15 protein-coding genes are annotated in these 13575 nt (G+C 44.0%); 9 read left to right on the forward strand and 6 right to left on the reverse strand.

Annotation, left to right across the window (positions count from 1 at the left end):
* Positions 1-220: 220 nt before the first annotated feature.
* The 3 genes from xth to rplI all read right to left on the reverse strand — a co-directional run bounded on the left by xth (position 221) and on the right by rplI (position 2186).
* Positions 221-1021 (reverse strand): exodeoxyribonuclease III, encoded by an 801-nt coding sequence (gene xth, locus EWV68_RS10930; protein ID WP_061430504.1) that lies wholly within the window; start codon positions 1019-1021, stop codon positions 221-223.
* A 22-nt stretch (positions 1022-1043) separates the two neighbouring features.
* On the reverse strand, positions 1044-1628 hold the full coding sequence (locus EWV68_RS10935; protein WP_061430503.1) for a chromophore lyase CpcT/CpeT: 585 nt from the start codon (positions 1626-1628) through the stop codon (positions 1044-1046).
* 99 nt (positions 1629-1727) lie between these two features.
* Positions 1728-2186 (reverse strand): 50S ribosomal protein L9, encoded by a 459-nt coding sequence (gene rplI, locus EWV68_RS10940; protein ID WP_012264300.1) that lies wholly within the window; start codon positions 2184-2186, stop codon positions 1728-1730.
* A gap of 515 nt (positions 2187-2701) precedes the next feature.
* Between rplI and EWV68_RS10945 the strand changes: the two genes are divergently transcribed.
* Entirely contained in the window at positions 2702-2989 is a 288-nt protein-coding gene (locus EWV68_RS10945; RefSeq protein WP_061430502.1) for a YggT family protein, read from the forward strand.
* Here the strand turns inward: EWV68_RS10945 and EWV68_RS10950 are convergent.
* On the reverse strand, positions 2986-3426 hold the full coding sequence (locus EWV68_RS10950; protein ID WP_061430501.1) for a hypothetical protein: 441 nt from the start codon (positions 3424-3426) through the stop codon (positions 2986-2988). The two genes, EWV68_RS10945 and EWV68_RS10950, sit on opposite strands and share 4 nt — an antisense overlap.
* A gap of 86 nt (positions 3427-3512) precedes the next feature.
* Between EWV68_RS10950 and EWV68_RS10955 the strand changes: the two genes are divergently transcribed.
* The 7 genes from EWV68_RS10955 (at position 3513) to EWV68_RS10985 (ending at position 8537) form a co-directional block, all read left to right on the forward strand.
* Entirely contained in the window at positions 3513-4106 is a 594-nt protein-coding gene (locus EWV68_RS10955) for a hypothetical protein (RefSeq protein WP_061430500.1), read from the forward strand.
* A gap of 63 nt (positions 4107-4169) precedes the next feature.
* Positions 4170-4430, forward strand: a complete 261-nt coding sequence (gene grxC / locus EWV68_RS10960; RefSeq protein WP_002791228.1) for a glutaredoxin 3 — start codon at positions 4170-4172, stop codon at positions 4428-4430.
* A 15-nt stretch (positions 4431-4445) separates the two neighbouring features.
* Positions 4446-5426: a glutathione synthase gene (gene gshB, locus EWV68_RS10965; protein ID WP_287169782.1), complete on the forward strand. Its 981-nt coding sequence runs from the start codon at positions 4446-4448 to the stop codon at positions 5424-5426.
* 150 nt (positions 5427-5576) lie between these two features.
* Positions 5577-5888: a DUF2499 domain-containing protein gene (locus tag EWV68_RS10970; RefSeq protein ID WP_061430498.1), complete on the forward strand. Its 312-nt coding sequence runs from the start codon at positions 5577-5579 to the stop codon at positions 5886-5888.
* Entirely contained in the window at positions 5881-6186 is a 306-nt protein-coding gene (locus EWV68_RS10975; RefSeq protein WP_061430497.1) for a DUF3593 domain-containing protein, read from the forward strand. Before EWV68_RS10970 ends, EWV68_RS10975 begins: the two co-directional genes overlap by 8 nt.
* A 280-nt stretch (positions 6187-6466) precedes the next feature.
* Positions 6467-7486, forward strand: a complete 1020-nt coding sequence (locus EWV68_RS10980; protein ID WP_061430496.1) for a glycosyltransferase — start codon at positions 6467-6469, stop codon at positions 7484-7486.
* Positions 7487-7661: 175 nt separating this feature from the next.
* Positions 7662-8537, forward strand: a complete 876-nt coding sequence (locus EWV68_RS10985; protein ID WP_287169783.1) for a Tab2/Atab2 family RNA-binding protein — start codon at positions 7662-7664, stop codon at positions 8535-8537.
* A 44-nt stretch (positions 8538-8581) separates the two neighbouring features.
* Here EWV68_RS10985 and EWV68_RS10990 read toward each other — a convergent pair whose 3' ends face one another.
* Complete coding sequence (locus EWV68_RS10990) at positions 8582-10051, reverse strand: carotenoid oxygenase family protein (RefSeq protein WP_287169784.1); 1470 nt, start codon at positions 10049-10051, stop codon at positions 8582-8584.
* A gap of 113 nt (positions 10052-10164) precedes the next feature.
* The gene (locus EWV68_RS10995; RefSeq protein ID WP_287169785.1) at positions 10165-12336 is read right to left on the reverse strand and encodes a glutamine synthetase III family protein; all 2172 of its coding nucleotides are present in this window, start codon (positions 12334-12336) and stop codon (positions 10165-10167) included.
* A 415-nt stretch (positions 12337-12751) separates the two neighbouring features.
* On the opposite strand from EWV68_RS10995, the gene EWV68_RS11000 reads away from it, so the two are divergent.
* Positions 12752-13456, forward strand: coding sequence for a PEP-CTERM sorting domain-containing protein (locus tag EWV68_RS11000; RefSeq protein WP_287169787.1), 705 nt, complete (start codon positions 12752-12754; stop codon positions 13454-13456).
* The last annotated feature ends 119 nt before the right edge of the window (positions 13457-13575 follow it).

Genomic DNA, 13575 nt, shown 5'->3' on the forward strand with positions numbered 1-13575 from the left:
GACCAGAACAGAGTAAATCTGTTAAGGCAGGTGCGGAACCCCGCAAGGGAAAGAAGCAGAAACCTAAATCGTGAGGTTTGGGAATCGCCGTCCGTTTTACGGCGGCGAGGATGTCAAAGCATTTTCTCGTTACCGAATAAATCCTCAAGGTGAAAGTCCCCGGTTAGGGAAGCTAAGAGAGCAAAATTCTGGCTGTGCAAAGTCTAGGTTGATCCTTTAGCTATTTTTGGCTTGATATTTCCAGAATAACAGGGGTATGATCGCTAGGTTTTTCTTGTTTTCTGGGTTCTCGATCGATCAGACAATTAACGGCTTTTTCGTATAGCTGAGGAGTTAAATAAAGATGATCGATTCGCCAACCTCGGTTACGAGCAAAACCGCCGCTGCGATAATCCCACCAACTATAATGTCCTGCTGCCGAGGTGAATTTTCTAAAGGCATCTTGTAAGCCAATTTCTAACACCTTTTCTAAAGCTTCTCTTTCTTTAGCTGAAGACATAATATGATTTTCTTTGCCTTTGGGATCATAAATATCTTTATCTTCTAAGGCAATATTAAAATCCCCACAGATACATAATTCTTCTGGTTGAGAATTAATAATTTTATCTAGATATTTCCTGAGAGTTTCTAACCATTTAAGCTTATAAATATACTTGTCACTATCTAGGGAAGAACCATTAGGAACGTAGAGATTGATAATCCGAATATCGCCGATTACTCCAGTAATTAGCCGTTTCTGTTCGTCTAGTTCTCCTGTTAAATTTTCGCCGATAATTGGACTAAATCCCACAGTGATATCGTCCAGGGGTTTTCGGCTAAAAATCGCCACACCATTATAGGATTTTTGTCCAGAAATATAGAGATGATAACCCAAAGATTCAAAAGCTTCTCTGGGAAAATCTCGATCGATTACCTTAGTTTCTTGCAAGCATAAAACCTCAACGGGATTGAGTTGTAACCAATCAATTACCTGCTCTTGTCGGCTGCGAATCGAGTTGACATTCCATGTGGCGATTTTCATAGCTAAAAACCGATAATTTTTCTCACACTTCCTCAGCAAAACTGGTGCGACGCACAAACTCAAAAGGACCGGCGATCGAACCCCAGACTAATTGATCGGTTTCGGGATCTAAACCGCGATCAACGCTAATTAATCCCCGTTCACTAATTTCAAAACTATTATCTAAATAAGTCATTCTATCTTTGCGAAAGACTAAACATTGTTTACCCGGTTTCACCACCCCTTTAAAACTGTTACCTGTCCAAGTGACATTCATATCACAACCCAGCATCGGTTCTAACAAGTCTAAGGTGAGATTTTTGAGACGCTGGGGTTCTCTAGAAGCACCAAAAAAGTTAGCTTCCTCTTTAACTTTAAAGTTTTCTAGTTCAATATGATCATCGACTACCGATAATTTAAATACTCGCAAACGATAGGGACTATTGAGCATAAAATCGTAGGCCTGCTCTAAAAATAAGCTGGTTCCATTCAGTAATTCATCGGGCAAAGGGCGCATACACACGCGAATATGGGCAAAAAAAGGCGGATTAGCAAAAGCTTGTTCTTGATTACTAAAATCCGCCGCCATCCAGCGCGCTAGGGTTTTTATATCCGTGGGATGAGTCATAGTTTTTGAGATGTGAATGGCTATTAGCTATCAGCCATCAGCTAGTTAATCGCTCTGATAAATTTTCACTGATTACTGATAACTATGCCCCGATAATTGTTATTGTGCGATTACTTTAATTTCGATATCGGCACTAACTTCGGGATGGAGTTTGACTTGTACTTTATAGACTCCCAATTGACCGATATCGGGGACGGTAATACCACGGCGATCGATTTCTAATTTAGCATTTTCTAGAATAACCGTAGCCACATCTTGACTGGTGACAGTACCGAAAATGGCCTCGTTTTCACCCACCTGTTTAGGGATGCTGTAGGGACTGAGTTTTTCGATCGCAGTTTTTCTGGTTTCCGCTTCTTGTTTTTCAGCGAGGAGACGTTGACGCTCTTTTTCTTTCCTAAATTCTGCCTGTTTAATCGCGCCCTTGGTGGCTAAAACGGCCACACCTTGGGGGATAAGGTAATTGCGCGCATAACCGGGGGCCACTTCCACCACATCGCCATTTTCACCTAATTTGCTGACTTTTTGATTGAGGATAACCTGCATTCGTTTCGCCATGATCTTGACCTAAAACAATAGTTCCAAAACCTTTATCATACCATGCAATCGTTTTTATCTGTCCTCCCATCCGGACCGTCAGTTAGCTATGGAAAAACTACTTGGGGTTTGCTGAATAAATCTAACAACCTTGTTGGATAAGGTTTTTAGACTTTTTTTCCCTCAAAAACTGCCGACCATTGGAGTGATTGGGGGGAAAATTCCTGGACTTTTTCCCTGAAAATGGGTAAAACCCCACACCCCACACCCCACACCCCACACCCTACCACCACCGAAAAACTTTTTGCCGCAAACCCTACTTGAACAATCCGAGTCTCCCCAAAAGGAAAACTTCGTACCTCACCATTAAGATAACTGCTGTATTCAGTTTTCTTACCCAGTGTCCGTCAACTGGGAGGAATGCCGATAGCTGGTTAAAACCAGTAAGACAGGGCGGAGAGAGTAACTAAAGACCATTTTTTTGGTAAGATCAAAGCTAAACTAACCATCACGCCCTCTTGAGGAAAGATTTATTTATGAGCGATATAGGGTTTATTTTGACGATAATCAACAATTTCCTGCAAATTTACTCGGTAATCCTAATTGTTAGGGTTTTACTGACTTGGTTCCAAAATGCCGGTTGGGCCTATCAGATTATGTCTTTTCTCAGTCCGATTACCGATCCCTATTTAAACCTCTTTCGCTCGATTATCCCACCCCTAGGCGGGATGGACTTTTCCCCGATCCTCGCGTTCCTGCTGCTCAACGTTGTTCAGAGTGTCGTAGCCACAGGGGCCAGCAGTCTGGTCAGTAGCAGTTTCTAAATCCGCGGATCCACACTACTGGTAAAACCGGAAGCTTTGAATTTTTCCAGTCGCAAGGGGGTTGGTTGATTGGTAGAAACAGAAATTCTGATCTCGAAATCACTAATCCCCGGCGGCACTTCTGGAATTGCCCCGACTCGGCTACGATTTTGTAAAGCCGGTTCCCCGTTAGCATCGTAAATCCGACCAAAAACATCGGCATCATAGACGGTTTTGCCGGAATTATTTTTAGCTTTGCCGGTGATTAAAAAACAATTAGCAGGAAAACTGGTTCCTCCACTGGTGACACTCCCCTCGGCTAATTCGGGGGGACAGTCTTTGTAAGATACATCTAATAGTTGAATTGGGGTCAAAGCTTGAGCAATAGGGATGATAAGCCAGCTAGACAGCCAGAAAAGAACAGAAAGGAGCAAAACGGTGAGCGAGCGTGGTGTCATAGATGAGTGATTTTACGGTATGATTTCCCCAATACTTAGATTATCGTGGATCGTCACCCTTTGAAATCAGCTTTTTTAGGACTCTCATGGATCGAGATGAGATTGAAACCACTCTCAAAGCGGCTTTTCTCCAGTGTGAGGCTTTATTCTGTCCTCTCAATCAACAACAAAAAGAAATTTTGTTAGAGGTGTTTTTTGAGCGAAATTCCCTCGCTGATGGCAATCCCCTCGACGAATTAACATCTATGCAAAGGGAGATTTTACTGGAATTTATCCTCAAACAAGAACGGGAAAATTTAGCTTGGAAAAGTTCCCTTCTCAATGATTGGCTTAATGATCGCCCTTCCGGTGCGGTACAATTTATCCGCGATCAGTATGGCTTGGCTTGGTTGAATATCATAAAACCGATTCATTGGCAAGAATATTTACAAAAATTAAGGTTAACCAGAGAAAAATTACAGGTGGGAGATACGATCGAGGTGTCTAATGGATTATGGGAATGGATTCCCGCAGACGCTGCCGATAGTTGCGACTGGTTTCCCTGTGAGGTAATAGAAGTAAAGGAAAGTGAGGATGATTCCCCCCCTGTTAGTTGCCGTATTCGCTTTCAAAACGGCGAAGAATGGGAAATACAAGCAATATATCAGTGGAATCGCCCTAATTGGCGTTTTCTGACCTGAAGGAAGATCACTGCTCGGTTATCGGCTAAAATTTAAGATATGTAAAGAAGGGAGATAAATTTTATGGCCGCTAATGTTGAGATCTATACTTGGAGTTCCTGTCCTTTCTGTATCCGCGCTAAAGCATTACTCAAGAAAAAAGGGGTGGAGTTTACCGAATATTGTATCGATGGTGATGAAGAAGCGCGAGCCAAAATGTCCGATCGAGCTAATGGTCGTACAAGTGTACCACAAATTTTTATAAACGATCAACACATCGGGGGCTGCGATGACATCTATGCTTTAGATAGAAGTGGTGGTTTAGCTCCCCTGTTGCAGAATTAAGGATAAAAACTATTAATGAAACTAGCCTTTATTATCGATCCGATCGAGTATTTAGATCCGGGCCATGATACCAGTGTAGCTATCATGGAAGCGTCCCAATTATTAGGACATGAAGTCTGGATGACTTCCATCACGGATCTCAGTGCGATTGCGGGAAAAGCTTGGGCAAAACTAACTAAAATTGAACTGGTTCCCGTGGAGTTAAAAGATAATCATTGGGAGGCTGTATCTCAATGGTATCAAAGACAAGAGACAGTTTTTACCTGCCTAGAAAACTTCGATTTTGTCTGGATGCGAAAAGACCCACCCGTGACAATTGCCTATCTTTATGCCACCTATTTATTAGACCTGATCGAACCCCAAAAAACCCAAGTAATTAACTCAACTAGGGGTTTACGCCATGCCAACGAAAAGTTATATACGATTCACTTTGCTCAGGTAATGCCCGCCACAATTGTTTCCCAAGATAAAGCGACAATTAGGGAATTTGTCAACCAAAAAGGAGCGGCAGTTATGAAACCTTTGGGGGGCAAAGCAGGGGAGGGAATTTTATTTCTTAGTCCCGAAGATCGCAATCTCAATTCAATGATTGAAATTAGCACAAAATGGGGACAAGAACCAGTAATGATTCAAGATTATTTACCAGCTGCCAAAGAAGGAGATAAACGAATTATTGTCCTCAATGGTGAACCAATCGGGGCAGTTAATCGCATTCCCACTGGTTCGGAATTTCGCGGTAATATGGCGGTGGGTGGACGAGTGGCAAAAACAGAAATCAGCGATCGAGAATTAGAAATCTGTGCCACTTTAGCCCCAAAATTACGAGAAGATGGCCTATATTTTGTCGGATTAGATGTGATTGGTGGCTATCTGACGGAAGTTAATGTCACCAGTCCCACTGGCATTCGCGAGATCGATCGATTAAACAATGTTAGTTTAGGTCAACAGGTGATTAAATGGCTAGAAAGTTTTGCTGGTGCCAAGGCTCTGCCTTGACACACAATATTTAAGGCTCTTAAAATATCCTTCAGGTAGAACATGGGAACGAGATAAGAGAGTAGGAAACTTCTATTTAATACTGCTCACTTAAAACTCAAATCTGATAACTGATAACTTACCCACTGATAACTGATAACTATAAAAAAAATGAATGCTTTATCAATACCGACGTGGATGGTTCATGTATCGAGTGTCGTAGAATGGATAGCGGCAATCTGGTTAGTCTGGACCTATAGCGACATCAGTAGCGATCGATCGTGGCGAATGTTATCTTGGGGGATGTTACCCGCTTTAATTGGGGCCATGTGTGCCTGTACATGGCATTTTTTTGATAATATCAGTGCCTTATCCTGGTTAGTCACCCTACAGGCAGCCATGACTGTCTTAGGAAATTTTACCCTCTGTGCTGCCGGTTGGTGGCTGTGGCGTTCCAGTAAAATTAGCGTTAACAATGAATAAAGACAGTTTATTTGCCATCTCCCTGTTTCCCTATCTGGGGTTTCTTTGGTTTGTCACTCGTTCGGGAAAAATGCCCCGTTTAGCCCTAATTGGCTTTTATGTGCTGTTAATCTTCGTTTTTATCACCATTCCTGCCGGTATCTACGCCAAAATCCACTATGGTCAAGAATTAGCTAACGTCGATTGGTTACACGGCAGCGCCGAATTTTTCCTCACCCTCTCCAATATTCTCGTCGTCTTAGGTTTTCGTCAGGCAATTTTAGCGAAAAAGGAAACAGAGAAAGGGGAACAGGGATAAGGGGTGTGGGGTGTGGGGTGTGGGGTGTGGGGAAGTGGGAATTGGGGTGTAGGGTGTAGGGTGTAGGGTGTAGGGTGTAGGGTGTGGGAAGTGGGGAAGTGGGGAAGTGGGGAAGTGGGGGGTATTTTCAGGGAACAGTGGACAGTGAACAGTAAACAGTAATCAGTGAACTGACAACTCACATCTGATAACTGATAACTGATAACTGATAACTGATAACTGATAACTGATAACTGAATTGTGATACAATCGCCGCAAAACGTCCCCGCGTCAGTCAAATATGTCCCCGATTACACCGTCCATCAGCGTCAACGAACCAAACCCGCAGGCTGCCATCCAGACTTTATCGGTAGTGGTTCCCATTTATAACGAAGTGGACAGTATTCCCCATCTCGTCGAGAGTATAGCCACGATTTTGCGTTCTTATCAAATTAACTACGAGATAATCTGTGTTGACGACGGTTCTAAGGATGGTTCCACCGAGGTTTTAACTAATTTAGCTAAAAATCGCGATGATCTCAAGGCGGTAATATTGCGACGCAACTACGGACAAACCCCCGCCATGGCTGCCGGATTTAATTATGCCACGGGACAGATAATCGTTACCCTCGACGGCGATTTACAGAACGATCCCAATGATATACCCCTATTATTGGCCAAATTAGAGGAAGGTTATGACCTCGTGAGTGGCTGGCGCAAAAATCGCCAAGATGACCGGGTAAAACGGCTTTTACCCTCAAAAATAGCTAATTGGCTGATTGGCAAGGTAACAGGGGTCAAATTACAGGACTACGGTTGTTCTTTGAAAGCCTATCGAGCCGAATTAGTTGCCGATATGAATCTTTACGGGGAATTACATCGCTTTTTACCCGCATTGGCTTTTATTGAAGGGGCAAAAATAACCGAAATTCCCGTTAATCACCACGCTAGACGGTTCGGACAGAGTAAATATGGTTTAGGTCGCACAATTCGCGTGATTATGGACTTATTTACTGTCTTTTTTATGAAAAAGTTCCTCACCCGTCCGATGCACATTTTTGGACTCTACGGACTGTTATCGATGGTAGTGGGGATTATTTTAGGCACTTATCTGACTATTCTCAAACTCGGTTTCGGACAAGAAATCGGCGATCGACCTTTGTTAATCCTGGCCGTGTTATTCTTTTTAACTGGGGTACAATTACTCTGTTTTGGTCTTTTGGCAGAAATTTTGATGCGAACTTACCATGAATCCCAAAAACGTCCCATCTACCGCGTTCGTACTGTTGTCGGGAATAGGGGATTTTTCAGTGAGCAGTGAGCAGTAATCAGTGAGCAGTAAACAGTAATCAGTAAACAGTAATCAGTGAAAAGACATCTCGGAACTTGCCACTTAATATTGTTCACTGAAAACTCAAATCTGATGACTGATAACTAAATCACTGATAACTGAATCACTGATAACTGATAACTGATAACTGATAACTGAAAAAAATATGACTATTTGGGAACTTGATTTTTATTCGCGGCCGGTGGTGGATGAAAATAATAAAAAAAGATGGGAATTATTAATCTGTGAAACTCCGGCAACAATCGATCGCTCCTCCGATACAATATTTAAATATGCCAGTTATTGTCCTAATACGATGGTTAATTCCCAATGGTTAGGAGAGGCAGTTACTGCAGCTATCAAGGAAGCGGGGGTAACTCCCAAAAAAATTCGCTTTTTCCGTCGTCAGATGAATAACATGATTAGCAAAGCTTGCGAGGATATCGGTATTCCCGCTTCCCCTAGTCGTCGCACTCATGCTTTAACTAGATGGATAGAAGAAAGAATGGTTAATTTCTACCCCCAAGAAGTTGGTTATGATCAAAATTTAACTAAAACCGCTTCCGTTAATTATCCCCCTTTAAATGCTGTTCCCCTTCCCGATGCTGTCCGGGGAGATAAGGCAGATAAATGGGCTTTTGTTACGCTAGAATTGTCTTCTTTTCATGATCTAAAAGATTGGGATATTAGCTTCGGAGAAAATTTGCCCATACTAGGGATGGGATTAGATGAGAATCTAAAAATCCCCGGTTTAGTTATTTTTTCCCCCCGCGCTTTACCATTAGCTGGTTGGATGTCAGGGTTAGAAATGGCCTATTTAAAGTTAGAAACTGGTTCTCGTCCTCTGCTACGTTTAGAAACGGGTGCTAGTGATAGCTGGATTCTCGTCAATGTTACTAATACCGAGACTTTAAAGGAAGCCAAAAACTTTGAAGAAGCCAAACAAAAAGCCAATAATCTGCATTTTTTAGCCGTTCAATCTAACCCTGAATCGGAATCCTTCGCTGGTTTTTGGCTACTACAAGAAGGCTCTCAAGAGTAAAGTTTAGTCAGGGTGGGTTTTCAATCCACCCCCACAGAATTAACTTAAAAACATTGTCTAGTCCAGCTACCGTGTAACCCGTAGGGAATATGATGTTTAAGATGGATAACTGCTAGGGAATTAGTGATATCTTTAGCATCTAAGATTACCCCATTTGATCGATGATTGGCCGCATCGTAGGTGACTACCAATAACCAACCATCATCTTCAGCGATTCCATCGGGTTTAGGCACAAAAATTGGCTCACCCGCGAATCCCCGGGGAGCAAAAGAATGTAATTGTTTTTCTCCCGTTAATAGGTCCAGTTTTAAGATTGCTTGCAAAGGAGCATTACCAGTGGCATGATGAGCGGCAGCGATGTATAAATAACGGTAATCTCGACCAACTTTTGCAGGATTAATACTGGGAAATTCACAACAATGCTCTAGAATACATTCTCTTGTAACCGTATTTTCTGATAAATTTAGTGTAAATCGCCACAGATGTCCGGGAGCTAAACTATCAAAATCTACCGATTGAAAATTGCTATTTGAATCCAGTTGTGGTAAGGATTGATAACAAATAGAATCGATATAAATTTTCTCCCCTTGTGCAAAAGCATTGCTATGATGGAAGACAAAACCTGATGGAGTTTCTAAAACTTTCACTTCTCTTTTGTTAGGATCCCGGGGGATAATAATAATCTTAGTTAACTTGTCCGGTTGATTGATGACGCATTCTCCCGCACCTTTTAACCCAAAAAGAAAGGGAAAAGGATTATAACCAACCGGGTTTTGGAAAAAGATAGCGTAGTGGGGAGTAATAACAAAATCGTGGATAAAACAAAAGCCCGGTACACTGTGGGTATGACGACGTAATAACTTACCCGTGGGACTAATTTCGTAGAGAGTAATGGCACTCGACAAACCCGTTTTAATGGCAAAATTTACCAGACAAGGTTGATGATTATCGAAGATACAAGCGGGATCGATGCGAGGATGAGCGGCAAAAGAATCGCCTTTTTCCAAGATACCATCGAGATAGTCTAAACCAATAGTATCAAGGGTTTTAGCATCGAGGCGATGGGGTTCGGCCGCTTCCCAAAGTGCCAGTAATTTATCACCCCAGTAGATAACATTAGTATTAGCAATATTTTTCAGACGCAAATCAAAAGCATTGCCGAAAATTCCCCCCGGTTTTTTCGTGCCGAAAACACCGCGATAAAGGGGTTTTCCCGCTTTCTGTTCTTGGAGATAACCCTCAGTTTTCACAAAACGATTACGATAATGTACGCGCCCATGATTGAAGCTAATCGCGCTGATCATACCATCCCCATCGAAGGGATGAGCGATCGCAGTGCCAGCGATATCGAGTAAACCGGGGCCGTTTTTAAAGACTGTACCCTGTAAATCGGCGGGAATTTGCCCCTCGATGTCTTCTACCTCGTAATCGTACTCGTTAGGTTGGGATTGATAGCCTTTTTGCCAATCCTGACGATTATAGGATTTTTCGCCAATTGTCGGAGTTAATACCATAGTAGTTTTACGTTTGTATTTACTTTTCTTAACATAACTTAAAACTACCAGAGCTAAAAAGAAGGGGGTGGCGAATCATTTTTCCAGCTATTCACCCCCTCCTTGCCGTCATGTTATTTAACAAACAACATTTCTTGATAGGTAGGTAGCGGCCAGAAATTGTCGGCCACTTCCCCTTCCAGTGTGTCAGCATATTCGCGCACCTTATCCATCAAGGGACGGATCGTTTGAGCGGAATACTGCATATGTTCCTCGATCGAGTCAAAATCGTCTTTAGCCATGGCCTCACTCAGTTTGCTAACGCCATCCATCAGTAATTTAATTAAATTCGAGACGGTTTGGGCCCTTTCCTTATCCATCTCGATGCCGATCGCCGACGCATTAGCGATCGCCAAAGACAATTCCGACAAGTAGCGAACGGCAGCGGGATAAATAATCGTTTTAGCCATACTTACCACCAGTTTCGCCTCCACCTCGATGGCCAGTAAATACTGTTCTGCATAGACATCGAAACGACTTTCCAGTTCAACGGGGGTAAGCACACCCATGCGGGCAAACAGTTCTTCGATATAATCAGCCTTCAGCACGGGTAAAGCATCGGCAGTGGTGCGGAGATTAGCCAAACCGCGCTCTTCTACCGCCATTTTGTGCCATTCCGGGGAATATCCGTTACCTCCGAAGATCACATTTCTGTGTTTGTCCATGATCTCCTTGAGAACACCCTGGGCAGCAGTCTTGAGGTCTTCCCCTGCTTTCATCCGGCTTTCTAAGTTATCCGCCACCCAAGTCAGGGAATCCGCTAGAATCGTGTTCATCGCCACCAGCGGCCCGGAAACTGACTGATTAGAACCCACGGCGCGGAATTCAAAGCGATTGCCCGTAAAAGCAAAAGGAGAGGTACGATTGCGATCGCCAGGATCTTTGGGGAATACCGGCAGGGTATCGACACCGAGATCCATCAACCCCGGGGCATCGGAACCCTCAATTCGTCCTTGGCTAATTTGGTCGAATACCTTTTCTAACTGGCTGCCCAAATATACGGAAATAATGGCGGGAGGAGCTTCATTTGCCCCCAAACGGTGATCATTGCTGGCGGTAGCCACCACTGCGCGTAAAAGCGGCCCGTACTTGTGAACACCACGAATTACCGCCCCACAGAATAACAAAAACTGCATATTAGCGTGGGGAGTATCGCCCGGATCTAACAGATTGCCCTGGGTGGCGTTGCCGACGGACCAGTTAACGTGTTTTCCCGAACCATTAATTCCCGCAAAGGGTTTTTCGTGCAGTAGGCAAACAAAACCGTGTTTTTTAGCCGTACTTTTCAGCAAAGTCATAATTAACTGCTGATGGTCACTGGCCACGTTAGCGGCCTCGAAAAAGGGGGCAATCTCGAACTGTCCGGGAGCGACTTCGTTATGGCGGGTTTTGGCCGGAATGCCGAGGCGATACATTCTTTCCTCTACTTCCTGCATAAACACCTGAACCCGTTCGGGAATCGCGCCAAAATAATGATCGTCGAACTGTTGACCCTTAGCGGCGGGTTTACCAAATAGGGTGCGACCGGTGAGCAGTAAATCGGGGCGACTATGGGCAAAATGAGCATCTACGAGGAAATATTCCTGTTCAGCGCCGCAGCTGGAGTTAACGGGGGCGACTTCCGTATGTCCTAAGAGCTTCAGCACCCTGGTGGCGGCTTTACTCATCGATGAAATCGAGCGTAAAAGCGGCGTTTTTTTGTCGAGGGCTTCTCCTGTCCAAGAGATGAAAACCGTGGGGATACACAGGGTGACACCATTATCCGTCTCCATGACGTAGGCCGGACTGGTGACATCCCAAGCGGTGTAACCCCGCGCTTCAAAGGTGGAGCGAAGTCCGCCGTTAGGAAAGGAAGACCCGTCCGGTTCTCCCTGTACTAAGACTTTGCCCGTAAATTCCGTGATCACCGAACCGTCGCTCTGCACAGAGATAAAACCATCGTGTTTTTCGGCGGTGGCGTTAGTCATCGGATAGAAGACGTGAGCATAGTACAGCGCCCCTTTGGACGTGGCCCAATCTTTCATCGCTGCCGCTACCGCACTGGCGATGGAAACGTCTAATTTTCCCCCAGTTAAAATCGTGTTTTTGACCGATTTGAATACATCTTTGGGAAGACTGGCCTGCATTTTGCTCAGGGTAAACACATCGGTTGCCCAGAGGGCCTCTAAACGCTGAGGAATTTTGCTAGGTAGGGGTTTACGATCCGTTACTTGAGAGATAGCTTGAACACGGGTTCCATAACTCATAAGTATTTTTCCTATTTTGTTGTGTCGTGGATGAAGGGTTACTTTACTTAGGCGATGACAAGTTTCCTACTGATTTTGATGTTGAATTCTGGTCAGAGGCTATTCTCCGCTTAATAATTTTGATCCCACGGCACAAGCTTCTCTGCGGTTTTTATCTGCTTGCGCCGGCCTCTTTCCCGATCAATTAGCAACACCAGCCTTCATCTTAAGAACAGATGATCGAGAGATTTGTATCAAAGATTACAAATATCCCAAACCCGATCTTCCACAAGCGATCGCACTGAGAAAACGGGTTTCTTTGAGAAACCCGTTTTCTGGAGATAAAACTCTATACATCTATGCAATCGATAAAAAAGCGATATTTGACAAAATCGGGGGGGGGTAAAATGCTGGTGTAATTTACCCAAAATTGCCCATGAATTTTACAACTAACTTCAAATCTCTCTCTCTGGCTGGTGTTGTCTTCGCTGGCACAGTTAGCGCGATCGCTGTCCTTGGCCTTGCTACTGTCAAACCAGCCACTGCTGCGGAGTTCGTTACCTTTGAGACCGATCCTTCGGTATCCGTTCCTAACGGGTTTGTCAGTAATCCCCCCGATTCCCAATTAGTTTCCTTCAGTGACACTCTGGGAGCAAATCTTGTTATCGGTAATTTTGGCGTTCAAGGAAATGGTCAGAGCCTTGCAGTGCGAGTTGACGATGCCAGCGCCCTCAAAATGAACTTCTCTCATCTGATGAAGTCGCTCTCCTTAGATTTCGGCAACGACGATCCTTACTTTTCTAGTCCTGGTGATACAGCCGAACTGACCCTCTTTCTAGGGGCAACCCAAGTTGGTTTCGTCTCTGTCCCGATGAACCGCGACGACATCATGAATCAAACCATCTCATTTGCTGCTAGTGGGCCAGGTCAATATTTTGACATGGCAACCTTCTTCTACAATGTAGCGGTTCCCACCCCTGCTGGCACTTCTGGCTTGATTGAAGTTGTCGATAACATTGAGTTCCAACCAGCAGGGAAAGCAGTTCCCGAACCTAGTACCGTTCTAGGTTTAGGATTGTTAGGCTTGGTTGCATTGGTTAAACGCCAGTTAATGCCAAAGCCAGACAGCGACAAAGCTTAATTAGGGTCTGCTGAAAAAGTTTTTCCTAGGGGCAGGGTGTAGGGTGTAGGGTGTGGGGTGTGGGGTTTTACCGATTTTGAGGGGGTCAATTACCTAATTTTCAGGGAAAAAGTCCCTGA

The sequence above is a fragment of the Microcystis sp. M_QC_C_20170808_M9Col genome (assembly GCF_007095495.1).
Classification (GTDB): domain Bacteria; phylum Cyanobacteriota; class Cyanobacteriia; order Cyanobacteriales; family Microcystaceae; genus Microcystis; species Microcystis aeruginosa.

Excerpts from the sequence above, each read along its gene's own strand:
- EWV68_RS10990 (WP_287169784.1), bottom strand. The coding sequence starts at position 10,051 with ATGGTATTAACTCCGACAATTGGCGAAAAATCCTATAATCGTCAGGAT.
- EWV68_RS10985 (WP_287169783.1), top strand. The coding sequence starts at position 7,662 with ATGACTATTTGGGAACTTGATTTTTATTCGCGGCCGGTGGTGGATGAA.
- EWV68_RS10980 (WP_061430496.1), top strand. The coding sequence starts at position 6,467 with ATGTCCCCGATTACACCGTCCATCAGCGTCAACGAACCAAACCCGCAG.
- grxC (WP_002791228.1), top strand. The coding sequence starts at position 4,170 with ATGGCCGCTAATGTTGAGATCTATACTTGGAGTTCCTGTCCTTTCTGT.
- EWV68_RS10970 (WP_061430498.1), top strand. The coding sequence starts at position 5,577 with ATGAATGCTTTATCAATACCGACGTGGATGGTTCATGTATCGAGTGTC.
- rplI (WP_012264300.1), bottom strand. The coding sequence starts at position 2,186 with ATGGCGAAACGAATGCAGGTTATCCTCAATCAAAAAGTCAGCAAATTA.
- gshB (WP_287169782.1), top strand. The coding sequence starts at position 4,446 with ATGAAACTAGCCTTTATTATCGATCCGATCGAGTATTTAGATCCGGGC.
- EWV68_RS10950 (WP_061430501.1), bottom strand. The coding sequence starts at position 3,426 with ATGACACCACGCTCGCTCACCGTTTTGCTCCTTTCTGTTCTTTTCTGG.
- EWV68_RS10935 (WP_061430503.1), bottom strand. The coding sequence starts at position 1,628 with ATGACTCATCCCACGGATATAAAAACCCTAGCGCGCTGGATGGCGGCG.
- EWV68_RS10955 (WP_061430500.1), top strand. The coding sequence starts at position 3,513 with ATGGATCGAGATGAGATTGAAACCACTCTCAAAGCGGCTTTTCTCCAG.
- xth (WP_061430504.1), bottom strand. The coding sequence starts at position 1,021 with ATGAAAATCGCCACATGGAATGTCAACTCGATTCGCAGCCGACAAGAG.
- EWV68_RS10995 (WP_287169785.1), bottom strand. The coding sequence starts at position 12,336 with ATGAGTTATGGAACCCGTGTTCAAGCTATCTCTCAAGTAACGGATCGT.
- EWV68_RS11000 (WP_287169787.1), top strand. The coding sequence starts at position 12,752 with ATGAATTTTACAACTAACTTCAAATCTCTCTCTCTGGCTGGTGTTGTC.
- EWV68_RS10975 (WP_061430497.1), top strand. The coding sequence starts at position 5,881 with ATGAATAAAGACAGTTTATTTGCCATCTCCCTGTTTCCCTATCTGGGG.
- EWV68_RS10945 (WP_061430502.1), top strand. The coding sequence starts at position 2,702 with ATGAGCGATATAGGGTTTATTTTGACGATAATCAACAATTTCCTGCAA.